Source organism: Streptomyces sp. NPDC017520, assembly GCF_044329855.1.
Taxonomy (GTDB): Bacteria; Actinomycetota; Actinomycetes; order Streptomycetales; family Streptomycetaceae; genus Streptomyces.
On record NZ_JBIRKB010000010.1, the window covers coordinates 225,507 to 247,227 of the forward strand.

At 71.4% G+C, this 21,721-nt stretch carries 15 protein-coding genes; 6 read left to right on the forward strand and 9 right to left on the reverse strand.

All coding sequences use genetic code 11. The features are described from left to right. Positions 1-4 precede the first annotated feature (4 nt). A complete protein-coding gene (gene ppk2 / locus ACH4KB_RS24530) occupies positions 5-973 on the reverse strand; it encodes a polyphosphate kinase 2 (protein WP_398068041.1) in 969 nt (322 codons plus the stop codon). A gap of 134 nt (positions 974-1,107) precedes the next feature. After that, positions 1,108-2,169, reverse strand: a complete 1,062-nt coding sequence (locus tag ACH4KB_RS24535) for an ATP-dependent DNA ligase (protein ID WP_398068042.1) — start codon at positions 2,167-2,169, stop codon at positions 1,108-1,110. Between the two features lie 76 nt (positions 2,170-2,245). Between ACH4KB_RS24535 and ligD the strand changes: the two genes are divergently transcribed. Together ligD and ACH4KB_RS24545 are read left to right on the forward strand one after the other, a co-directional pair. Beyond that, the gene (gene ligD, locus ACH4KB_RS24540) at positions 2,246-3,289 is read left to right on the forward strand and encodes a non-homologous end-joining DNA ligase (protein ID WP_398068043.1); all 1,044 of its coding nucleotides are present in this window, start codon (positions 2,246-2,248) and stop codon (positions 3,287-3,289) included. Further along, on the forward strand, positions 3,286-4,353 hold the full coding sequence (locus tag ACH4KB_RS24545; RefSeq protein ID WP_398068044.1) for an ABC transporter permease: 1,068 nt from the start codon (positions 3,286-3,288) through the stop codon (positions 4,351-4,353). Before ligD ends, ACH4KB_RS24545 begins: the two co-directional genes overlap by 4 nt. A gap of 15 nt (positions 4,354-4,368) precedes the next feature. Here the strand turns inward: ACH4KB_RS24545 and ACH4KB_RS24550 are convergent, their stop codons facing one another. Beyond that, positions 4,369-6,606 (reverse strand): OmpL47-type beta-barrel domain-containing protein, encoded by a 2,238-nt coding sequence (locus ACH4KB_RS24550; protein ID WP_398068045.1) that lies wholly within the window; start codon positions 6,604-6,606, stop codon positions 4,369-4,371. Beyond that, on the reverse strand, positions 6,603-9,107 hold the full coding sequence (locus ACH4KB_RS24555) for a ThuA domain-containing protein (protein ID WP_398068046.1): 2,505 nt from the start codon (positions 9,105-9,107) through the stop codon (positions 6,603-6,605). Before ACH4KB_RS24555 ends, ACH4KB_RS24550 begins: the two co-directional genes overlap by 4 nt. A 271-nt stretch (positions 9,108-9,378) precedes the next feature. On the opposite strand from ACH4KB_RS24555, the gene ACH4KB_RS24560 reads away from it, so the two are divergent. Next, the gene (locus tag ACH4KB_RS24560; RefSeq protein WP_398068047.1) at positions 9,379-10,428 is read left to right on the forward strand and encodes a multicopper oxidase domain-containing protein; all 1,050 of its coding nucleotides are present in this window, start codon (positions 9,379-9,381) and stop codon (positions 10,426-10,428) included. A gap of 120 nt (positions 10,429-10,548) precedes the next feature. Here the strand turns inward: ACH4KB_RS24560 and ACH4KB_RS24565 are convergent, their stop codons facing one another. Beyond that, positions 10,549-12,777: a DEAD/DEAH box helicase gene (locus ACH4KB_RS24565; RefSeq protein ID WP_398068048.1), complete on the reverse strand. Its 2,229-nt coding sequence runs from the start codon at positions 12,775-12,777 to the stop codon at positions 10,549-10,551. A 423-nt stretch (positions 12,778-13,200) separates the two neighbouring features. Between ACH4KB_RS24565 and ACH4KB_RS24570 the strand changes: the two genes are divergently transcribed. Both ACH4KB_RS24570 and ACH4KB_RS24575 read left to right on the forward strand, forming a co-directional pair. After that, positions 13,201-13,995, forward strand: a complete 795-nt coding sequence (locus ACH4KB_RS24570; protein WP_398068049.1) for a VOC family protein — start codon at positions 13,201-13,203, stop codon at positions 13,993-13,995. A 114-nt stretch (positions 13,996-14,109) separates the two neighbouring features. Then, a complete protein-coding gene (locus ACH4KB_RS24575) occupies positions 14,110-14,364 on the forward strand; it encodes a WhiB family transcriptional regulator (RefSeq protein ID WP_398068050.1) in 255 nt (84 codons plus the stop codon). 107 nt (positions 14,365-14,471) lie between these two features. On the opposite strand, the gene ACH4KB_RS24580 is transcribed toward ACH4KB_RS24575, so the two are convergent. The 4 genes from ACH4KB_RS24580 to ACH4KB_RS24595 form a co-directional block, all read right to left on the reverse strand. Further along, positions 14,472-15,446 carry an acyl-ACP desaturase gene (locus ACH4KB_RS24580; protein ID WP_398068051.1) on the reverse strand — a complete coding sequence of 325 codons (975 nt, stop codon included), beginning with the start codon at positions 15,444-15,446 and terminating at the stop codon, positions 14,472-14,474. A gap of 175 nt (positions 15,447-15,621) precedes the next feature. Next, entirely contained in the window at positions 15,622-17,997 is a 2,376-nt protein-coding gene (locus ACH4KB_RS24585) for an ATP-binding cassette domain-containing protein (protein ID WP_398068052.1), read from the reverse strand. Positions 17,998-18,114: 117 nt separating this feature from the next. Continuing rightward, complete coding sequence (locus tag ACH4KB_RS24590; RefSeq protein ID WP_398068053.1) at positions 18,115-19,746, reverse strand: ABC-F family ATP-binding cassette domain-containing protein; 1,632 nt, start codon at positions 19,744-19,746, stop codon at positions 18,115-18,117. Positions 19,747-19,956: 210 nt separating this feature from the next. Further along, complete coding sequence (locus ACH4KB_RS24595) at positions 19,957-20,373, reverse strand: SsgA family sporulation/cell division regulator (RefSeq protein WP_398068054.1); 417 nt, start codon at positions 20,371-20,373, stop codon at positions 19,957-19,959. Positions 20,374-20,581: 208 nt separating this feature from the next. On the opposite strand from ACH4KB_RS24595, the gene ACH4KB_RS24600 reads away from it, so the two are divergent. Further along, positions 20,582-21,718 carry an oxidoreductase gene (locus tag ACH4KB_RS24600; RefSeq protein WP_398068055.1) on the forward strand — a complete coding sequence of 379 codons (1,137 nt, stop codon included), beginning with the start codon at positions 20,582-20,584 and terminating at the stop codon, positions 21,716-21,718. Positions 21,719-21,721 lie beyond the last annotated feature (3 nt).

The window sequence follows — 21,721 nt, forward strand, 5'->3', positions numbered from 1 at the left end:
GGGGTCACGTCCGCCCGGGATGGTCGCCCGGCCCGTGGACCCCGCCGGTCAGGGGGGTGGGCGAGAGATCCGTCCGTTCCTCACCCGGCTCCAGCAAGGTGTCCGCGGGACCCACGATGAGCGGATCCGGGGCTCCTACGCCCTTCTCATCCTTGTTGTCGTAGTCGAAACGCCACAGAAGGCTGCGCATCGCCTCCAGCCGGCCGCGCTTCTTGTCGTTGTTCTTCACCACGGTCCACGGCGCGCACTCGGTGTCCGTGGACCGGAACATCTCGACCTTCGCGGCGGTGTACTCGTCCCAGAGATCCAAGGAGGCCATGTCGGTCGGCGACAGCTTCCACTGGCGTACCGGGTCGACCTGCCTGATCGCGAAGCGGGTCCGCTGCTCGGCGCGGGAGACCGAGAACCAGAACTTCACCAGCAGGACGCCGTCGTCGACGAGCATCCGCTCGAACTGCGGGGCCTGCTTCAGGAAGTGCTTGTACTGCTCCGGTGTGCAGAAGTCCATCACCCGCTCCACCCCGGCCCGGTTGTACCAGGAGCGGTCGAAGAAGACGATCTCGCCCGCGGTCGGAAGATGCGCCACGTACCGCTGGAAGTACCACTGTCCGCTCTCCCGCTCGGTGGGCTTCTCCAGGGCGACCATGCGCGCCCCACGCGGGTTGAGCCGCTCGGTGAACCGCTGGATCGTCCCGCCCTTGCCCGCCGCGTCGCGGCCCTCGCACAGGACCACCAGCCGCTGCCCGCTCGCGCGGACCCACCGCTGGAGCTTCAGGAGCTCGATCTGGAGGAATCGTTTCTCCCGTTCGTACTCCCTGCGGCGCACCCGACGGTCGTAGGGATGGTTCTCCCGCCACGTCTCCAGAGGATGGCCCTGTTCGTCGAGGAGCACGGGCTGCTCGGGGCGCCGGCCGTCGACGGTCAGTCCCTTCAGGAGCTCCGCGGGGTCGGTGTTCCGGTCGTCGTCGGTCATGGTCGTTTCCCCGTTCGCTTCGCAGGGTCCGGTGCGGCGGGAGAGGGCCCACCCGCCGCGGATGAGCCCTCTTCCGCCCGGGAATGTTCCCCGACAACGGCCGGGCATGTCCGTGCGGGCACGGTGAGCAGGGTTCAGCCGCCCGACAGCACCTCGGACAGGTCGTAGGAGACGACCTCCTCCAACTGCGCGTACGTACAGCCGGCGGGGGACCGGTCCGGCCGCCACCGCCGGAACTGGGTGGTGTGCCGGAACCGGTCGCCCTCCATGTGGTCGTAGGCCACCTCGCACACCCGCTCCGGGCGCAGCGGCACCCAGGACTGGTCCTTCTTGCCCGACCAGCGGCTCTGCGTCCCCGGCAGCCGGGACTGCTCGTGCGCCGCCGCGTCCGCCCAGGCGCCCCACGGGTGTTCGGCGAACTCGGCGCGCAGCGGCGCGAGTTCCCCGGCCAGCTCGGCGCGCCGCTTCATCGGGAACGCCGCGCAGACCCCGACGTGATGCAGCACGCCGTCGGCGTCGTACAGGCCGAGCAGGAGCGAGCCGACGACCGGGCCGCTCTTGTGCTCGCGATAGCCCGCCACCACGACGTCGGCGGTCCGCTCGTGCTTGATCTTGTACATCGCCCGGGCGTCCGGCCGGTAGGGGAGGTCGAGCGGTTTCGCCACGATCCCGTCGAGCCCGGCCCCCTCGTACCGTTCGAACCACTCCCGGGCGATCTCGATGTCCGTGGTGGCCGGGGCGAGGAAGACGGGCGCGGACGCTTCCGAGAGCGCGGCTCCCAGCACCTCTCGCCGGTCCGCCTGCCCGGTGGGGAGGAGGGAGGTGTCGTCCACGGCGAGGACGTCGAAGGCGATCAGGCTCGCCGGGGTCCGCTCGGCGAGCAGCCGCACCCGGGAGTCCGCCGGATGGATGCGCTCGCTCAGCCGATCGAAGTCGAGTCGCCCCTCGTGGGCGACGACGATCTCCCCGTCGATCACACAGCGCGGCGGGAGGTTCTCCCGTACGACGTCGACCAGGTCGGGGAAGTAGCGGGTCAGGGACTTGCCCGTGCGGCTGCCGATCTCCACCTCGTCCCCGTCCCGGTACACGATCGCCCGGAAGCCGTCCCACTTCGCCTCGTAGCTCATGCCCGGCGGGATCTTGGAGGCCGACTTGGCGAGCATCGGCTTCACGGGCGGCATCACCGGCAGGTCCATGGGCCGATTCTGGACCGCGACCCCGCCCGTGTCTCCCGATGTGCGGCATATGTGCGACCGGCCTACGGTGGCCGTCATGGGAGCAGCGGTGGAGCTGGACGTGGGCGGACGGGCCGTGAGGCTGTCCAACCCGGACAAGGTGTACTTCCCGGAGAAGGGCTACACCAAGAGGGACGTGGCCGAGTACTTCCTGGCGGTGGGGCCGGGGATCACCCGCGCTCTCGACCAACGGCCGACCACGCTCCAACGCTTCGTGGACGGAGTGGAGGGCGACTTCTTCTACCAGAAGCGCGCCCCGAAGAACCTCCCCGAATGGATCCCCACCGCTCGCATCGACTTCCCGAGCGGCCGTTCCGCCGACGAGATCTGCCCCACCGAGCTCGCCGCCGTCATCTGGGCCGCCAACCTCGGCACCCTCACCTTCCACCCCTGGCCGGTCCGCGCCGGGGACACCGACCACCCGGACGAACTCCGCATCGATCTGGACCCGCAGCCCGGCACCGACTACGCCGACGCGGTCAGGGCAGCCCACGAACTGCGCTCCGTCCTGGAGGACCACGGTGTACGCGGCTGGCCCAAGACCTCCGGCGGCCGGGGCATCCACGTCTTCGTGCCCATCGAGCCCGCCTGGACCTTCACCGAGGTGCGCCGCGCCGCCATCGCCGTCGGGCGCGAGCTGGAGCGACGGATGCCCGAGCGGGTGACGACCGCCTGGTGGAAGGAGGAGCGCGGCGAGCGGATCTTCGTGGACTTCAATCAGACCGCCCGCGACCGCACCATCGCCTCCGCCTACTCGGTGCGCCCCTTCCCGCACGCCCCGGTCTCCGCGCCGCTGCGCTGGGAGGAGATCGACGACGCCGAACCACGCGACTTCGACATCGTCACGCTCCCGGCGCGCTACGCCGAACTGGGCGACGTCCACGCCGACATGGACCAGGAGGCATTCCGGCTCGACGCCTTGCTGGAACTGGCCGACCGGGACGGGAAGGAGCGCGGGCTCGGCGACATGCCCTATCCGCCGGAGTATCCGAAGATGCCCGGCGAACCCAAGCGCGTCCAGCCCAGCCGCGCCCGCCACGACGACGGCGACGACAGCGGCGACGACGGCGGGACGGCGTGAGCGGGGGCACGGAGCGGCACGGCGCGCACGCGCTGCCCCCGAACCCCCGCCAGCGCTGGGAGGCGTACAAGAACGGCCCGTTCCTCCCCGCGACCGTCCTCGTCCTGATCGTCGCCGCCGCGGCCGGCCTCTTCGCCGGTTCCTACACGTACGCGATGGCCGACCCCACCCCGCACCGCATCCCCGCGGCCCTGGTCACCCGGCCGGAGGCGGCGCGCGGCGAGGCGTTCGTCGCGGGCATGGAGAAGGCCCTCGACGCCTCCCTCGAACTGCGCGACTACCCCGACGTCGCCGACGCCCGCCGCGCCCTGAACGAACAGAAGGTCTTCGCCATCGTGCGCGCGTCCGACGGGGGAGTGGCGCTCGACGTGGCCGGAGCCTCCGGCGCGTCCGTGGCCGAACTGCTCGGCAAGGCGGCCCTGGAGGTGGGCGAGGCCACCGGGGTCGAGGTCACCGTCCGGGACATCAAGCCGCTCCAGCGGGGCGACCCGCGCGGACTCGCCCTGTTCTACATCTCGCTGGCCGCCGTGATCATGGGCTTCCTCGGCGCGATCCAGCTCAGCGTGCACGCCCGCGGCCTGAACCCGGCCGAGCGGATCGCCTTCACCGTCGCCTACGCCCTGCTCGGCGGGTTCGCCATCGCGGCGGCCGTGGACTGGTGGCTCGGGGCGGTGGACCTGCCGTTCGTCCAGTCCTGGCTGATCCTGGCGTTCACGATGTTCACCTCCGGCATGGTCTTCACCATGTTCAACACGTTGATGGGCCGCTGGGCGATGATCCCCACCTGGGGCGTCATGGTGCTGCTCGGCAACCCGTCCTCCGGCGGCGCGGTGTCCTGGCCGCTGCTGCCCTCGGCGCTCGGGCACATCGGCCGCTGGCTGCCGCCGGGCGCCTCCGTCAACGCCCAGCACACCGCCGTCTACTACCAGGGCCACCAGTTCGTCTTCCCGTACCTGGTCCTCGCCGGCTGGGCGCTGGTCTCCTGCACGGTGTTCTGGGTGTGGCGCCACCGGCACCCCGGTGGCCGCGTCCGCACGCCGGAGCATGCGGACGCGGCCACCTGAGCGGGATCCTGCGGTCTACAGCTCCTTGATCCGGATGTCGCGGTACGAGATGACGTCGGTGACGCCGTGCACCTGGAGCCCGATGTAGCCGGAGGCGAACCGCCGGCCGTCGGTGCCCGGGTCGTCGCCCCGCGGCGGCTCGAAGAGCTGACCACGGGTGTTGTCGAACTCGTTGATCAGGACACCGTTGCGGTAGATCTCGTAGTGCTGGTCCACCACCTTGATCTCGTAGTCGTTCCAGGTGCCCTTCGGTGTGACCCCGGCGCCGCCGAGACCCACCCGGTCGAAGCCGTACACCGAACCGGTCTTGTACATGTCGCCGTCCGGCCGGTCGTTGACCTGGATCTCATGGCCGTACTTGATGGCGACCCACTCCGGACGCGACTCCTCCGGGTGGTCGTGGACCTGCGGGAAGCGGACGAAGACCCCGCCGTTGGCGTTGCCCGAGCCCGGGGCGTCGTCCCGCCACTGGAGCTTGAGCGAGTAGTCGCCGTAGGCCCGGTTCGGCAGCCACAGCATGCCCATTCCACCGACCGTGGTGGAGCTGGTGATGGAGCCCTCCTCCTCGTTCAGCTCGAACTTGCCGCCGCCCACGTGCTGCCACTTGGCGAGCGAGGCCGCCGTACCGTCGAAGAGCTTGGTGTAGCCCTCGACCTGGCCCGGCTTCCCGATGCCCGACTCCTTGGCGGCCTGGTTGATCGCCCTGCGCTCGCGCCGGTCGATGACGCCGTCGGCCTTCAGCTTGTCGATCACCGACGTCACGTGCTTGAGAAACAGCGCGTGGGAGGACCAGTCCTTCTCGTCCTCGATCAGCTCGTTGATCGTGCAGCGGTTACGGGTGATCCGGTTCGGCACGCCCGTGTCGATCGTGCCGACGAAGACGGTGTGCCGCTCGTCGAACTCCGCGCAGTTCGGCGCGGGAACCCCACCGCCCTGGGCGATGGTGAACGACACCTTCTTCGCCTCGGAGGTGTTGCCCGCCTTGTCCGTCGCCCGGTGGGCGATGGAGTGGTAACCGACCCGGTCGACGATCACCGGGGTGGTGTACGCCAGGTAGGGGCCGCCGTCGAGGGAGTACTCGACCTTGTCCACGCCCGAGTCGTCGTCGGTCGCCGAGACGGTGGCCTTGGCGCTGGTGATGAACGCGCCGTCACTGTTCTTGTCGCCCTCGACCTTCACCGAGGTCTCCGGAGCCGTCTGGTCCTTGGACGGCGGCTCGACCACGGTGAAGTCGACGGCCTTCCCGTCCGCCACGTTGCCCGACCGGTCGGTGGCCCGGTAGCGGACCTGGTGCTCGCCCAGCTCGTGGACCATCACCGGTGCGGTGTACGGCTGCCACGCGCCGTCCGCGCCGAGCGCGTACTCGATGGTGTTGACGCCGGACCCGGTGTCGGACGCGGTCACGGTGACCGTGGCCATCCCCAGGTACGCGCCCGCGTCGTCCTTCTCGCCCGAGACGGTCGCCGAGGTCTCCGGCGGCGTCTTGTCGTCGGTCGGGGGTGCGGCGACCGCGAAGTCGACGGACTTCTCCGCCGCCACGTTGCCCGCCTTGTCGGTGGCCCGGTAGCGGACCGTGTGGTCGCCGACCTCGTTCACCACGACGGGCGAGGTGTAGGGCTGCCACTCGCCGTCCGCCCCGAGGGCGAACTCGACGGTGTCGACGCCGGAGCCCGTGTCGGTGGCCTCGACGGCGACGGTGGCCTGGCCGATGTACGCGCCGTCGCCGTTCTGGTCGCCGTCGACCTTCGCCGAGGTCGCGGGGGCCTCGGTGTCCTCGCCGCTGCCCTCGGTGACGGTCAGGATGCCCTGCATCATGCCGTGGCCCGGGATCGTGCAGTGGTAGAAGTACCGGCCGGGCGACAGCGTGACCTCCACGCTGTGCTTGCCGCCCTCGGCGTCGCCGGGGTTGGCCAGGATGTTCAGCTGGACGTCGTTGTTGAACTCCGGGTCCGACACGCCGAACGTCAGCGTGTGCGGCATGCTCGTCGTGTTCCCGGTGGCCGTGCTGTTCTCGAAGACGATGGTCGCCCTGCCGGCCACCGCCGTCTTCGGCGCGGACAGATAGCGGTCGATCGGGTCGCCCGCGGTCCAGGTCAGCACCTGGTCGGCGGCGGCCGCCGGGGGAGCGTCGTCCCCCTTGCCGTACGCGGCCGTCGAGGTCAGTCCGAGAACCATCAGGAGGGAGGCCAGCAGGGCCACCCAGAAGCTCGGCGGACGGTGCCGCCCGCGTGTCAGGAGCGAGTGGTGTCTCACTTCGCCGCCGCCTTTCCGACGAGGTCCTTGGCGGCCGGGGTCGCGGCGCCGCCCTTGTACGTCACGCGCCACAGCGCCGACTTGGAGTCGGAGGTGAAGAAGCCGCGCCCGTAGTCCAGGACGTACAGCGAACCGTCCGGCGCGAACTTCCAGTCCATCAGGTTGCGGATGCCGTCGGCCCCGACCGGGATGATCTCCTTCAACGACTCCGCGTGCGTGGGCAGTCCGCCCTTGCCGACCGTCCTCGGGTCGGTCAGCACGGCGTGCCGGGGCTGGGTGGCGTCGTAGAAGTCTCCGACGAACCACTTGCCGTCCCAGTAGGCGGGCCACTTGGCGGTGGACTCGCTCTGCGCGTCGTAGCGGTAGACCGGGCCGTTCATCGTGGCCTGCCCGCCGCCCTTGAGCCAGGGGAGCAGCTCCTTGCCCTCCTCGGTCTTGTAGCTCGGTACGCCGTTCTCGTCGCGCGGGTAGTCGACCCCGCCGCCCTGCGGGGAGTACCAGATGGTGTTCGGGGTCACCGGCGGGATCTTGACCAGGCCGTCGTTGTGCGGCGACTCGTTCTTCGGGGCGTCGCAGTCGTACCAGCCCAGCGGCTTGCTCGGGTCGGGCAGATTACGGTCCCGGTAGGGCTGGTTGTTGCCCATGCAGTACGGCCAGCCGTGGTTGCCCGCCTTGGTGATCGCGGCGAACGTGTCGTACTTCGCCGGACCCCAGGTGGTGGACGGGGCGCCCGCGTCGGGGCCGACCCACCCCGCGTACAGGGTGTCCGTCGCGGTGTCGATCGAGATCCGGGCCGGGTTGCGCACGCCCATCACGTAGATCTCGCCGCGGGTCTTCCCGCCGCCCTCGTCCGGCTCCTCGCCGGTGAAGAGGTTGCCGGACGGCAGGGTGTACGTGCCGTCGTCCTCCGGGTGGATCCGCAGGATCTTCCCGTTGAGGTTGTTGGTGTTGCCCGCGGTGCGCCGCGCGTCGGCGAAGGAGACGCCCTTGTAGTTCGGCTCCGGGTTGTTGCCGGAGTAACCGCCGCTGAACCCCGAGGAGTTGTTGTCACCGGTCGCGATGTACAGGTTGTCCTTCGAGTCCCACGCCATACCGCCGCCCGCGTGGCAGCAGCTGTTGATCTGCACCGGCCAGCCGAGCAGCACCTTCTCCGAGGCCAGGTCCAGCTTGTTGGTCGCGGAGTCGAAGGTGAAGCGGGAGACCTGACGGGTCGCCATGCGCTTGTCGCGGTCGATCTTCGCGTGCGGCGTGTAGTGCAGATACACCCACCCGTTGGACGCGAAGTCCGGGTCCAGCTCGATGCCGAGCAACCCCTCCTCGACCTTGACCAGTTCGTCGCCGCCGCCCTTGTTGCCGAAGACGTCCAGCGCACCCGCCAGGGTGACCTTCCCGGTCTTCGGGTCGTAGACGTGGATCTCGCCCTTGCCCTTGCCGATGTCCGGGTCGTTCCAGTCGATGACGACCGGGACGGAGCTGTCGGCCCCGCCGCGCCCGATGTAGAAGACCCGGCCGTCCGGTGCGGTCACCAGGCCGTGCGGCTCGCCGATCTGGTCGTTCTGGCCCGGCTGGTTGGGCTGGGTGACGCGCTCGGCGGTGTAGTTGGAGGTGATCGTCGCCTTGCAGTCGGCCTGCGAGGTCCGGTTCGTCCACGCGAGGGCGCCGCGCAGATGGTCGCGGAAGTCTGTCTCCGCGAAGCTGTTGACCGTACCGCCCATGGCCGTGTAGAAGGACCGGCCGCCGTCGTAGTCGCGGCACCAGGAGACCGGGTGGTCCCAGCCGTTGGCGCTCGCGCCCGGCTTGTACGTCAACTCCCGTACGCGTGCCACTGTGTGGACGTCACCGGACGGGTTCTTCGTCCAGTTGAGCCACTTGTCGGGGCGCTTCCACTCCAACGGCAGGTTCTTGGTGGCCGGGTGGACCCGGTCGCCGATCTCCACGGTCGCCCGCTGTGTGGAAGCCGGGCTGTTCGCCGCGGGGCGGGCTCCGACCAGTCCGGTGAACCAGTCCGAGTACGGTTCGGTCCGCGCCGCGTCATGGATGCCGAGGAAACCGCCGCCCGCCTCCATGTAGGCCTCCAGGCCCGCTTCCTGCTCCGGGTCGAGGACGTCGCCCCCGCCGGTCAGGAAGACGACGGCGTGGAACGAGCCGAGCCGCTTGCCGTTGGTGAAGACCCGGGGGTCGGCCGTGGCCACGGTCGCGAACCGCCCGGCCTCCGGGCCGCTCAGCCCGATCTTCTCGATCGCCGCGATACCGGCGTCCGTGTACGGTGCCTCGTCGCCGGCCGAGGCGTGGAAGACCAGCACCTTGACCTGCTTGGCGGAACCGGGCGGAGTCGGCAAGGACAACGTTGTCGCCATCTTCTCGACCAGGGCCCGGTCCGGCGACTGGTCCGCGCTGGCCGGGCCGCCGCCGCCCAGCATGGACACGGTCAGTGCGCCGGCCGCCACGGCCGCCGCGAGGCCGCGTCGTGATCTGGACCGGTGATGTGATGCGCGCTGCATGTGGTCACCCACCCCTCTGTGGTCACTGCACCTCTCGGTGACTGTGGCTTGCTCACTCTTCGTCAGTACCTCTTGATTCACTGTGACAGCGCACGAAGCTAGACCTCTTTTCGCGGTAGGCCAATAGGTATGGCAGCAATCGTGTGAACTTTGTCCTGGGTGTGGATAAACGAGGATGCCCCGGCTACGGTGTGGCCCGTTCCGGGATCCCGTGAGCGCCGTTCCGTTCCTGCGGCATCGCCAGTTCTCTTATCGCAGTGGGGAGTTCGACATGGACCGAAGGACCTTCAGCCGGCGGATGCTGGTCGGTGGCGCCGCCGCGGCGGCGACCGGGGTGACATCGTTGTCGCTCGGAGCGGTGGAGGCGAGCTCGGCCGAGAACCCGCCCCGTACGGCCCCGGCCGGCGGGGTGGTGCGACGGCTGAAGATGTACGCCGAGAAGCTGCCGAACGGCGAGCTGGGCTACGGCTTCGAGAAGGGCAGGGCCTCGATCCCCGGCCCCCTCATCGAGCTGAACGAGGGCGACACGGTCCACATCGAGTTCGAGAACCTCACCGACGTCGACGCCAGCCTCCACGTCCACGGCGTCGACTACGACATCGCCAACGACGGCACCCGGATGAACAGGAGTCACGTCGAGCCCGGCGGCACCCGGACGTACACCTGGCGCACCCACGCCCCGCGCCTCCGCAAGGACGGCACCTACGAGCCGGGCAGCGCGGGCTACTGGCACTACCACGACCACGTCGTCGGCACGGACCACGGCACCGGCGGCATCCGCAAGGGGCTGTACGGGCCGGTCGTCGTGCGCCGCAAGGGCGACATCCTGCCCGACCAGACCTGCACGGTCGTCTTCAACGACATGATGATCAACAACAAGACGGCCCACAACAGCGTCAACTTCGAGGCCACGGTGGGTGACCGGCTCGAATTCGTGATGATCACGCACGGTGAGTACTACCACACCTTCCATATCCACGGTCACCGCTGGGCGGACAACCGGACCGGCATCCTCACCGGCCCCGACGACCCCAGCCGGGTCATCGACAACAAGATCTGTGGACCCGCGGACTCCTTCGGCCTCCAGATCATCGCGGGCGAACGCGTGGGCGCGGGCGCGTGGATGTACCACTGCCATGTCCAGAGCCACTCCGACATGGGGATGGCCGGGCTCCTGCTGATCAAGAAGCCCGACGGCACCATTCCGGGGTACGAACCCCACCACGCGGCGGGCGGCGCGGAGAAGAAGGCCGAGGAGAAGAGCGGCACGCAGAGCACCGAGGAGAAGTCCGGGAAGGGCACCGGGGAGCACCAGCACTGACCCCGTCCTTGCCCCCGTCCGCCACGGGGCCCGCGGAGGGGGCGGCCCCGGTCATGGACGGCGGGCGGGCCCGGTCATGGACGGAGGGGCGCCCCGGTCGCTTCCGGCGGGCGGCCCCGGTCACGCACGGCGGGCGTCGTCCGCGAGCCGCCGCTGCTCCTCCTCGACGATGCGCCGGGCCAGCTCGGCGTCGGAGACGTCCACCGCGTCCGGGGTGGTCTCCGCGAGATCGCTGCGCCGGGCGTACGCGTCGAAGAGCCGGTCCTTGCGGGCCAGCGGCTCCACCAGGCGCTGGTCGACGCTCTCCGTGGCCAGCAGCCGGTGCACCTGGACCGTGCGCACCTGGCCCATCCGGTGCGCGCGGGCCACGGCCTGGTGCTCCAGCGTGGGTTTGATCTGCGGCTCGCACAGGATGACCACGGAGGCGGCCTGCATGTTCAGACCGGTGCCCCCGGCCTGGATCTGGCTCAGCAGCACCGCGTGCCCGTCCACGGCGGAGAAGGCGTCGACGAGCTCCTGCCGCCGGGCCGGCGGGACGCTCCCGGAGAGCGGCCCGAAGGCGTCCGGGCCCAGGGCTTCGCCGACGGTCGCGAGGACCTCGCGGAAATAGGAGAAGACGACCACCTTCAGGCCGGTCTCCCGCGCCTCGCCGACCAGTTCGCGCAGCCGCTCCAGCTTGGCGGACGCCTCGGGCACGGCGTAGGCGGCCCGGCGCATCCGCATGAACCGCCCCGAGGCGACCGCCTGCCGGTAGGCGTCGCGGTCCTCGGCGCCGAACTCCTCCCACTCGTCCACGTGGACCAGCGCCGGGAGTTCGGCCAGCACGTCGACCTGGTTGCGGCGCAGATAGGCGGGGGCGACGGCCCGGCGGAAGGCCCGCGAACCGGCCGCGCCGTGCGTACCGCTGACCGACGGCGCGAGCTCGGGGCGGAGCTGGCGCACGAGGCTGCGGAACTCCTCGACCCGGTTCTCCATCGGGGTGCCCGTCAGGAACAGCACCCGCTCCACGTGCTCCGCCCAGCCGGCGACCGCCCGCGACCGCCGGGCCGCGGGGTTCTTCACGAAGTGGGCCTCGTCCACGACCAGCATCCCGGGCCGCACCGTGGCCGCCGCCCCGGGCAGCAGGTGCAGCGCGTCGAACGTGGTCACCGCCACCCCGCCGTTCTCCCGCCAGTCCGCGAACGCCTCGGTCCGCTCCGCACCGTGCACCGGCACGGCGCGCAGGGTGGAGCGGGCCCGTATCTCCCGCGTCCAGTTGATCAGCACGCTCGCCGGGCAGACCACGAGGAAGTGGCTCTCGCCGTGGGCGGCGAGATGGGCGAGCGCCGCGATGGCCTGCACGGTCTTGCCGAGCCCCATCTCGTCCCCGATGACGACCCGTTTCTGCGCCAGCGCGAAGCGCGCCCCGAACGCCTGGTAGCCGCGCAGGGAGACCCGCAGATGCGTGTCGTCCAGGCGCAGCGCGCGTACCCGGTCCGCGATCCCGGCGGGCAGGAACCCCTCGGCGGCGTCCCGGTCCGGACCGCTGCCGGACAGCTCGGCGAGCAGGCTGTAGTACTCGGCGGACCGCAGCTCGAAGTCCACCCAGGCCTCGACGGGCGACGCCGGTGACCGCAGCAGGTCGGCCGACGCCTGCGCGAAGAGCACCGGCAGCTCCCGCTCCACGGCGTCCGCCACGGCCGCGTGCACCGCGCCGACGGCCTCGCGCGCCCGCGCCCGCCCCTGCCGTCCCGTGAACAGCATGCGCAGCCGGCTCCCGGCCGGTGCGGCCGCCGCCGCCGGGGGGCCGAGCCGCTCGGCGAGCCGGCGGGCCGCGTCCACCGCCCGCCGCGCGTCCGTACCGGCCTCGGCCAGCCGGTGCAGGGCGACGACCAGTGCGGTGCTGGTGTCGTCCGGGGCGTCCACGTCGATCCGCACCGAGACGGTGTCCCGCACGGCGTGGGCGATCTGCGCGGCGGCGGCCAGCGCCTGATCGGCGGTGTGCGCACCGACGCCGGGGAGCTGCCGGAGCTCGTAGCGGTTCGTGCCGTGGACCTGCCCGACCGTGCCGAACCCGGCCTGCTCCAGCGCCCCGAGTCGCAGCCGCCCCTCGGTGACGTCCTTGAGCCGGGAGACGGGGATGGCGGCCAGCTCCCGGCCCACCAGGGAGTCGAGCAGCGGATCGAGCACGGAACGTACGGCGTCCACGGCGGCTCCCCGGTCCGCCGGCACGGCACGGGCGCTCTCCAGGAGCCGCTCGGCCCGCGCGAGCAGCTCCCGGACCGCGCCGCCCGTCGGCACCGGGCCCGCGGCGGACCCCTGCGCGCGTGTCCCGAGGGCCGTGCCGCCCGCCGCCCCGCTCTGCTTCATGTGCGTCCTTCTGTTCCCCGAGTGGGCGCCTCACCGCTCCGGGACCGGTGTCTCACCGCCCCGGGACCCGCTCCGTCGGCTTTCCCGCCATCGTGCCACGCACTGCCGGCAGGCCCCGGGCATGCACTCCCGACCCCCGACAGCCGCGGGACGCGTCGGGCGGCAGGACGCCGACGTACGGCGCCGCACGAACACCGCCCGACGGCCGGGCCGACGCGCCGGTCCAACGCTTCGCCCCGGCCCCCCGGTGCTGTCTACGCTGCACCGTGTGACAGCAGCGATCACCGTCGGCCCCGGCTCCCACCGGACCGCCCGGACCGCCCGGACTGCGGTCGTCGGTGCCCGGTGCAAGACTCGGAACGAGTGGAACCACCAGGCAGCACCGGACGAGCCACCTCATCCGGACCGACTGAGGAGCACGCCATGATCAGCCCCACCTTCCTCGACGGAGCGCCCAACTGGGTCGATCTCGGCACCCCCGACCTCGACGGGGCCACCGCCTTCTACCGGGAGCTGTTCGGGTGGGGCCTGATCCCCGGCGGCCCCGAGGTCGGCGGCTACGGGATGCTCACCCTGGACGGCCGTTACGTCGGCGGTGTGATGACGGTGGCGGAGGAGGAATCGCCCAGCGCCTGGTCGGTCTCCTTCCAGTCGCCCGACATCGCCGCCACCGCCGCGGCGGTGGAGCGGGCGGGCGGCACCGCCGCGTTCGAGCCGATGGACGTCCTGGACCTCGGCAGCATGGGCGGCTTCACGGACCCGGCCGGGGCGTATTTCGGAGCCTGGCAGCCGAAGGAGCACCCCGGCTTCGGCGTGGTCCAGGAGCCCGGCTCGTTCCTCTGGGCCGAGCTGTACACCTCCGACGTCCCGGCGGCGGCGGCCTTCTTCGGAACGGTCTTCGGCTGGGGGACCGACCAGTTGAAGGTGGAGGGCACCGACTACACCTACACCACCGTCCACCCGGCCGGCGCCGGCCCGGACGCGTCGTTCGGCGGCCTGGTCCGGATGGGCGACGTCCCGTCCGAGGCTGCCCGGGGCCCGCACTGGCTGCCGTACTTCGCCGTGGCCGACGTCGACGCCACGGTGGCCGGGGCGAAGCGGCTCGGCGGCACGGAGACCCTGGCCGCCATGGACGTGCCCGGCGTCGGCAAGATGGCCAACGTCGCCGATCCGTACGGGGCGGTCTTCGCGGTCATGAGGCCCGAGCCGAGGCAGTAGTCACGGGCCGGGACGGCGGCCCCGAAGGCTCGGGCGGGTACTTCGTGGCCGCCCGCGGAGCGCATTGATGAATCGTTGATCAGCTGTTTATCGCCACCGGGCACCGTGTGCACCATGCTGATCAACACCGTGACCGACGACGCGCTCGCCTGGCAGGAGTCCGCGCTGTGCGCGCAGGCCGGGCCCGAGTTCTTCTTCCCGGCCCCGGGCAGTTCGACCCGCGAGGCCAAGCAGTTGTGCAACGCCTGCGAAGGCCGACTGGCCTGCCTGGAGTACGCCCTCGCCCATGACGAGCGGTTCGGCGTCTGGGGCGGGCTGTCGGAGAAGGAGCGCGAGCGGCTGCGCAGAGAGGGCCGCGACCGGGGCTGAACACCCCGGACCGGGGCTGAACACCCCCGGCCACACCGTAAAACCCCGGGTGTTCGGGGCGGGGGTGAGGCCCCGGCTCGGATCAGGGCACCGGCCGGGGGCTGGGATCAGGCGCGGCCGCGCGCCACCATACGGGCCTTGCGGGCGGCGAGCTTCTCGTCGAACTTCGACGCCTCGCTGTCCAGCCCGCCCATGTACAGACCGAGCTCCTCCTGCGCCTTCGCACCCTCCGGGCCGAGCCCGTCGATGTCCATCACCTTCAGGAAGCGCAGCACGGGCTGGATCACGTCGTCATGGTGGATGCGCATGTTGTAGATCTCGCCGATCGCCATCTGCGCGGCGGCCCGCTCGAAGCCGGGCATGCCGTGTCCGGGCATCCGGAAGTTGACGACCACGTCGCGCACGGCCTGCATGGTCAGGTCCGGGGCCAGCTCGAAGGCGGCGCCCAGGAGGTTGCGGTAGAAGACCATGTGGAGGTTCTCGTCGGTCGCGATCCGGGCCAGCATCCGGTCGCAGACCGGGTCGCCGGACTGGTGGCCGGTGTTGCGGTGCGAGACGCGGGTGGCCAGCTCCTGGAAGGCGACGTACGCGACGGAGTGCAGCATCGAGTGCCGGTTGTCCGACTCGAAGCCCTCCGCCATGTGCGCCATGCGGAACTGCTCCAGCTTGTCCGGGTCAACGGCGCGCGAGGTGAGCAGATAGTCGCGCATCACGATGCCGTGGCGGCCCTCCTCGGCGGTCCAGCGGTGCACCCAGGTGCCCCACGCGCCGTCGCGGCCGAAGAGGGAGGCGATCTCGTGGTGGTAGCTGGGGAGGTTGTCCTCGGTGAGGAGGTTCACCACGAGGGCGATCTTGCCGATGTCGGTGACCTTGGACTGGTCGGCCGCCCACGCCTCGCCGTCCTCGAAGACGCCGGGGAAGTTCCGGCCGTCGGAGAAGGGGACGTACTCGTGGGGCATCCAGTCCTTGGCGACCTTGAGATGGCGGTTGAGTTCCTTCTCCACCACCTCTTCCAGCGCGTACAGCAGCTGGGCGTCGGTCCACGCCTTCGAACTGCCGAGGTGGGGAGAGGCGATCGTCACGGGGAGCTCCTGGGGACGGGAGAATTACCTACGGCTTCGTAGGTTACGTGACCGTAGGTTAAGGCGACCGTAAGGTCAAAGCCAAGCCCGTCCCCGGGGACAGCCGGACACGCGGAGTCATCAGGCCAGGTGGGAGGGTGTGCGCGAGCCCTCCCGGGCCCTTCCGAGCCCCGTTTCACCGTTCCGGAATGGGTTGCTCCACTCCTGGGCTCCGAGGCCGTTCCGCCCCGGCGCCCGGGCGTGGCGCCGCGCCCGGGTCCCGCCGCAGGTAGTGGCCGGTGACGGACGTCGGATGAGCGAGCAGATCGGCGGGCGTTCCCTCGAAGACCAGCTCCCCGCCGCCCTTGCCGCCGTCCGGACCGAGGTCGATCACCCAGTCCGCCCGCTTGACCACATCCAGGTTGTGCTCCACGCAGATCACCGTGTTCCCCGCGTCGACCAGCCGGTCCAGCAGAGCCACCAGCGTGCCCGTGTCCGCCAGGTGCAGCCCGGTCGTCGGCTCGTCCAGCACGTACACGCTGGAGGTGCGGTGCAGCTGGGTGGCGAGCTTGATCCGCTGACGCTCACCGCCCGACAGGGAGGAGAGCGGCTGGCCCAGGGTGAGGTAGGTGAGGCCGACCGCGTCCAGGGTGCGCAGCTTCCGCAGCAGCACCGGGTCCTCGAACAGCCCGGCCGCCCGCGCCGCCGTCATGTCCAGGACGTCCACGATCGACCGGCCGCCGACCCGGTGCTTCAGCACATCGTCGTGGAACCGGCGGCCCTCGCACTCCGGGCAGGTCGTGGTGACCGGATCCATGAACGCCAGGTCGGTCGAGATCTCTCCTCGGCCGGAGCAACCCGCGCAGGCCCCGGCGGAGTTGAAGCTGAACAGCCCCGCGTCCACGCCGTTCTCCCGGGCGAACACCTTGCGGATGGCGTCCAGCGCGCCGATGTACGAGGCGGGGGTGGAGCGCGACGAGGCCGTGATCGCGCTCTGGTCGATCACCACCGCCTCCGGGTACGCCGCCGTGAACACCCGTGAGACCAGGGTCGACTTCCCGGATCCCGCCACCCCCGTCACCGCGGTCAGCACCCCGGTGGGGAACGACACGTCCAGTCCCTTGAGGTTGTGCAGGTCGGCCCCGTACACCGGGAGCCGGCCGGTGGGGGAGCGGACGGCCTCCTTGAGCGGGGTGCGGACGCGCAAGGAACGGCCGGTGAGCGTGTCGGCATCGCGCAGCCGCTCGAAGCTGCCCTCGAAGACGATGTGTCCGCCGTCCGCCCCGGCCCGCGGCCCCATGTCGACGACATGGTCGGCGACAGCCATCACATCCGGGTCGTGCTCGACGACCAGCACCGTGTTGCCCTTGTCGCGCAGCCGCACCAGCAGATCGCCCAGCCGCCCGACGTCGCGCGGATGCAGCCCGACGCTGGGCTCGTCGAAGACGAACGTCAGCCCGGTGAGCGAACTGCCCAGGTGCCGCACCATCTTGAGGCGCTGGCCCTCGCCCCCCGACAGGGTCGTGGTCTCCCGGTCCAGGCTCAGATACCCGAGCCCGATGCCGACCAGCCGCTCCAGCCGTTCCCGGGCCGCGGCGGCGATGGGGCCGCCCACCGGATCGACGATCCGCTCCAGGACGCCGACGAGTTCGGAGACCTCCATCCGCCCGTAGTCGGCGGGCGAGAAGCCGTCGATCCGGGTGGCGAGCGCCGCCGCGTTCAGCCGCGCCCCGCCGCAGGCCCCGCACACCCGCTCCACGGTGAACCGGGCGGCCGCCTCGCGCCGCTTCTCGGACAGCGAGGCGGTGTCGCGCTTGAGGTACAGCCGCTCGAACCGCGTCACGACCCCCTCGAACTTCATGTCCGCCGAGCCGGTCCGCATGTCGATGCGAACGCTGAACCCGGAACCGTGCAGCAGGATCCGCCGCTCCTCCTCGCCGAACTCGGACAGGGGCAGATCGTTGTCGAAGCGCCCCGACCCCCCGTACAGATTCCACTCCCAGCTGCCCACCGTCAGCCCGGGCAGCAGCAGCGCCCCCTCGTTCAGCGACTTCGACCAGTCGATCGCCCGGTCGAGATCCAGCTGGACCGTGCGCCCCACGCCGTCGCACTCCGGGCACATCCCGCCGGGGTCGTTGAACGAGTACGCGGTCGCCCCGCCCGCGCTCGGAGTCCCGAAGCGGGAGAACAGCACCCGGATCACCGACCAGATGTCGGTCGCCGTGCCGACCGTGGAGCGGACGTTGCCGCCCAGCGGCTTCTGGTCGATCACGATGGCCACCGACAGGTCCTCGACGGACTCGACGTGCGGTCGCTCGTACTTCGGCAGCCGGTTGCGGAGGAACGAGGTGAACGTCTCGTTCAGCTGCCGCTGCGACTCCACGGCGATCGTGTCGAAGACGACCGACGACTTGCCCGAACCGGACACACCGGTGAAGACGGTGATGCGGCCCTTGGGGATCCGGAGGGAGACGTCGCGCAGGTTGTTCTCGCGCGCGCCGGTGATGACGATGTCGCGGTGCGCGGAGCCAGGGGTGTACGGCTCCGCGTCGCGCTCGGGGAAGCGATCCATGAGCGCGACGCTAGGCGGAATACCCGACAGCTCCTGTCCCCTTTTCCCGGGAGATCCGATGCCACCTGCCCGTACCCCGGGATCCCCGCCCCCGGCGCCACCCCGCCCCGGCCGGTCTCAGCGGCCCTCGCGCACCGCCCGGGCCGTCGTGTCCGACAGCCCGCCGTCGAGCCGGAGCCAGCGGGTGATCCCGATCGACTCCAGGAACGGCACGTCGTGGCTCGCCACGATCAACGCCCCCTCGTAGGCCCCCAGCGCCTCGGTCAGCCGCCGTACGCTCGCCAGATCGAGGCTGTTCGTCGGCTCGTCGAGCAGCAGCAGCCTGGGCGGCGGGTCGGCCAGGAGCAGCATCGCCAGCGTCGCCCGGAACCTCTCCCCGCCCGAAAGGGTCCCCGCCGGGCGGTCCGCCGCCGCCCCCTTGAACAGGAAACGGGCCAGCCGCGCCCGTACGGCGTTGTCCGTGCGGTCGGGAGCCGACCGTGCCACGTTCCGCACCACCGACGACGCGTCGTCCAGCACGTCCAGCCGCTGCGGCAGGAACCCGGTCGCGACCAAGGGGGTCACCTCGCCCGAGACCGGCGTCAGCTGCCCCGCGATCAACCGGAGCAGCGCGGTCTTCCCCGCCCCGTTGCGACCGGTCAGCGCGATCCGCTCGGGACCCCGCACCATCAACTCGCCCCGCAACGGCGGGCCGTAGGGCGGCACCGGATCGCGCAGCAGCAGCACCTCGCCGCCCGGATGGACCCGGGTCCCCGGCAGCTCGACCCGGATCTCCTCGTCCTCCCGCACCGCCAGCTCCGCCTCGTCGAGACGCTCCCTGGCCGCGGCCAGCCGCTCCGTGTGCAGGATGCGGTGCTTGCCGGCCGACTCCTGCGCGGAGCGCTTGCGCTGCCCCATGACGACCTTGGGCTCCCGCTTGGTGTCCCACATCTTCTGCCCGTAGCGCTTGCGCCGGGCCAACTTCATGTGGGCGTCGGCCAGTTCACGCTTCTGACGCTGTACGTCCGACTCGGCGACGCGCACCATGCGCTGCGCCGCCTCCTGTTCGACGGCGAGCGCCTCCTCGTACGCCGACAGGTTCCCGCCGTACCAGGTGACCGAACCCTCGCGCAGGTCCGCGATCCGGTCCACCCGTTCCAGCAGCTCCCGGTCGTGACTGACGACGAGCAGCGCACCGGTCCAGGCGTCGACCGCGTCGTGGAGCCGCCGCCGGGCGTACACGTCCAGGTTGTTCGTCGGCTCGTCCAGCAGCAGCACCCCGGGCCGCTCCAGCAGCAGCGCGGCGAGCCGCAGCAGGACGCACTCGCCGCCGGACATCTCCCCGACGGCGCGGTCGAGCCCGATGTGGCCGAGGCCGAGCCCGTCCAGGGTGGCGAGGGAGCGTTCCTCGATGTCCCAGTCGTCGCCGATCACCGCGAAGTGCTCGGGCCGGACGTCGCCCGACTCGACCGCGTCGAGCGCGGTGCGCCGGTCGGCGACGCCGAGCACCTCGTCGGCCCGCAGCGTGGTGTCCAGGATCAGGTCCTGGGGAAGGTAGCCCAGTTCGCCACGGGTCCTGACCACACCGGACCGTGGGGCGAGGTCACCGGCGATCAGGCGCAACAGAGTCGATTTGCCGCAGCCGTTGAGGCCGATGAGACCGGTGCGGCCCGGCCCCACGGTCAGATCGAGACCGGTGAAGACCTCGCTGCCGTCGGGCCAGGAGAAGGCGAGGGAGGTACAGCTGATGTGGGTGTCGGCGGTAGACATACGGATCTCCCGTTGTGCGTCGGGAACGACAGGGACGGCCGGCGGAAGCTGAGATCGCACACGGGCGCTCCGGGCCGCGGCAAGGCGCGGCGGGCGCTGCACGGTGTGCACAGGACCTCAGATCAGCAACGTCCCACTCCGATCGACGACAACAGGAACCGTCACGAAAATAGGGCCGGGGGCGTGGGCCCGGCAACCGGATTTACGAGGTCAGCGAGGACCGCCGAGCAGATCGGTCAGACCCCGGTCCAGGTCCAGATACCGGTGCTCGTCGCCCATCGGCACGAGATCCTGCGCCCGCTGGAGGAAACGCCGCAGCTCCTCGGTGCGCACATGGACCATGGCGATGCCCTCGGGGGCATGGAACTCCAGCACGGTCCGCTCGTACCCGAACGGCCGTACACGTACGTCCCCCTGCCCGGCGGGGGAGTCCACCCCGGTGGTCAGCAGCTCGCGGGAGAACTCCCAGGACACCTCGGTGCCTTCCAGGGTCGCCGGAGCCGGGAACGCCATGCGTACGGCGAACGGGTACTGGCGGTCGTACTGAAGAGTGGCGGGCAGGGTCTCCATCCGCGGTGCGGACGCGACCATGCGGGCTTGCACGGACTGCTCGATAACGCTGGACAAGACCTGCTCCCTCTCGCGCGGCCGGATGAACGGCTCCCGGCATTGGAGTAGACGACGGAACTCCTGGTTTCGTGCACCGGCGCGCGGCGTGAGCTGCGTCACCGGCTCCCGGCGGTTCCGCCCGGGCCTCGCGCACCCCCGCTCTCCTGCCCGCTCGGCGGCGACGCACCCTGGACGGGCCCTAACCCGTCGGCTAGCTTCCAGCGCCATGAAGGCCATGGGGAACACGAGACGGCTGATGGCACTGGTGACCGGCGGCGCGGCCCTGGCCGCCGCACTGGTCACACCGGGCGCGCATGCGGCACCGACGGAGGGCCCGGCCGGGACGGGGGGAGCGCCGGCCGCGTCCCGGGAGGCGAGCACCCGCGGGCCTCTGCCCGGCTGGCAGCTCACCGAGACCGCCGCCGACGCCCGCTTCCGGGGGCTGGCCGCGGTCAGCCGGACCACCGCCTGGGTCGCCGGGGCGAAGGGCACGGTCCTGCGCACCGGCGACGGTGGCCGCACCTGGCGCGACGTGTCACCGCCGGGCGCCGCCGAACTGGAGCTGCGGGACATCGAGGCGTTCGACGGCCGCCGGGCCGTAGCCCTGGCCATCGGCGAGGGCGAGGCCTCCCGGGTGCTGCGCACCGACGACGGCGGGGCCACCTGGACCGAGTCCTTCCGCAACACCGACCCCCGCGCCTTCTTCAACTGCCTGACGTTCTTCGACAGTCGGCACGGGCTCGCGGCGGGCGACCCGGTGGACGGGAAGTTCCGGGTCCTGTCCACGGCGGACGGCGGCCGTTCCTGGCGGGTCCTGCCCGACGCCGGGATGCCCGCCGCCCAGCCGGGCGAGGCGGGCTTCGCGGCGAGCGGCCAGTGCCTGGTCAGTTCCGGCCCCAAGGACGTCTGGCTGACCACCGGGGGAGCGGCGACCGCCCGGGTCCTGCACTCCCGGGACCGGGGCCTGACCTGGACGGCGAGCGCGTCGACCATCCCGGCGGGCGACCCGGCCCGCGGGGTCTTCGCCGTCGCCTTCCGCGACCGGGGGCACGGCATCGCCGTCGGCGGGGACTACCGACCCGACCAGGCCTCCCCGAGGGCCGCCGCCGTCAGCGGAGACGGCGGCCGGCGCTGGCGGGCGTCCGCCACCCCGCCGCCCGCCTACCGCTCCGGCGTCGCCTGGCTGCCCCACAGCCGCTCCGCCGCCCTGGCCGTCGGCCCGACGGGCACCGACCTCACCCTGGACGGCGGACGCACCTGGCGGACGGTCGACTCCGGTTCGTACGACACCGTCGACTGCACGCCCGACCTGGGCTGCTGGGCGGCGGGCGAGAAGGGGCGAGTGGCCCGGCTGGGGTTCTGAGGG

What these genes read in the sequence shown, in the direction of transcription:
- ppk2 (WP_398068041.1), bottom strand. Translation starts at nt 973, where the DNA reads ATGACCGACGACGACCGGAACACCGACCCCGCGGAGCTCCTGAAGGGA.
- ACH4KB_RS24535 (WP_398068042.1), bottom strand. Translation starts at nt 2,169, where the DNA reads ATGGACCTGCCGGTGATGCCGCCCGTGAAGCCGATGCTCGCCAAGTCG.
- ligD (WP_398068043.1), top strand. Translation starts at nt 2,246, where the DNA reads ATGGGAGCAGCGGTGGAGCTGGACGTGGGCGGACGGGCCGTGAGGCTG.
- ACH4KB_RS24555 (WP_398068046.1), bottom strand. Translation starts at nt 9,107, where the DNA reads ATGCAGCGCGCATCACATCACCGGTCCAGATCACGACGCGGCCTCGCG.
- ACH4KB_RS24560 (WP_398068047.1), top strand. Translation starts at nt 9,379, where the DNA reads ATGGACCGAAGGACCTTCAGCCGGCGGATGCTGGTCGGTGGCGCCGCC.
- ACH4KB_RS24565 (WP_398068048.1), bottom strand. Translation starts at nt 12,777, where the DNA reads ATGAAGCAGAGCGGGGCGGCGGGCGGCACGGCCCTCGGGACACGCGCG.
- ACH4KB_RS24570 (WP_398068049.1), top strand. Translation starts at nt 13,201, where the DNA reads ATGATCAGCCCCACCTTCCTCGACGGAGCGCCCAACTGGGTCGATCTC.
- ACH4KB_RS24575 (WP_398068050.1), top strand. Translation starts at nt 14,110, where the DNA reads ATGCTGATCAACACCGTGACCGACGACGCGCTCGCCTGGCAGGAGTCC.
- ACH4KB_RS24585 (WP_398068052.1), bottom strand. Translation starts at nt 17,997, where the DNA reads ATGGATCGCTTCCCCGAGCGCGACGCGGAGCCGTACACCCCTGGCTCC.
- ACH4KB_RS24590 (WP_398068053.1), bottom strand. Translation starts at nt 19,746, where the DNA reads ATGTCTACCGCCGACACCCACATCAGCTGTACCTCCCTCGCCTTCTCC.
- ACH4KB_RS24600 (WP_398068055.1), top strand. Translation starts at nt 20,582, where the DNA reads ATGAAGGCCATGGGGAACACGAGACGGCTGATGGCACTGGTGACCGGC.